Genomic DNA, 514 nt, shown 5'->3' with positions numbered 1-514 from the left:
CGCGAAATGCTCATCATCCTGGCTGTGGCGGGCGACCGAAGCCGCTAACCTGGAAGGTTCTACGGAGGTATTACGATATGAGAGTTTTAGTAACAGGCGGCAGCGGCAAACTGGGTAGAGCCACGATCAAGCATCTGGTTGAGAGCGGCCACGACGTCATCAACGCGGATACGATCGCGCCGCCAGAAAACCTCTGCCCCTTCGTCAAGGTCGATTTCGAGGACATGCGCGCCACGATCGAGGCGATCAGTGGCTTTGATTGGGACCACAATCGCAACACTGAAGCCGTCGTGCATCTGGCCGCTGTGCCGATGCCGGGACGAGTTGCACCTGCTGACGTTTTCCGGGTCAACACCATCTCGACCTTCAATGTTTTCGAGTCATGCCGATTGCTCGGCATCAAGAACATCGTGTGGGCGTCGAGCGAGACCCTGCTCGGCATTCCTTACGAGATCAAGCCTGACTATCTGCCGGCGGACGAGAATTACCAGTCGCGCCCGGAAACGTCCTATTC

Annotated in this window: 1 protein-coding gene; it reads left to right on the top strand. The window is 57.2% G+C overall.

Going from position 1 to position 514, the window contains the following annotated elements:
* Nucleotides 1–77 precede the first annotated feature (77 nt).
* On the top strand, nucleotides 78–514 hold a 437-nt coding region (locus tag C9413_RS32600), incomplete at its 3' end, for an NAD(P)-dependent oxidoreductase (RefSeq protein ID WP_170251662.1).

The organism is Rhizobium sp. SEMIA 4085 (assembly GCF_013004495.1).
Lineage (GTDB): Bacteria > Pseudomonadota > Alphaproteobacteria > Rhizobiales > Rhizobiaceae > Rhizobium > Rhizobium gallicum.
Note: the sequence above shows the minus strand (reverse complement) of the source record. Positions and strands in the feature narration are given on the sequence as shown.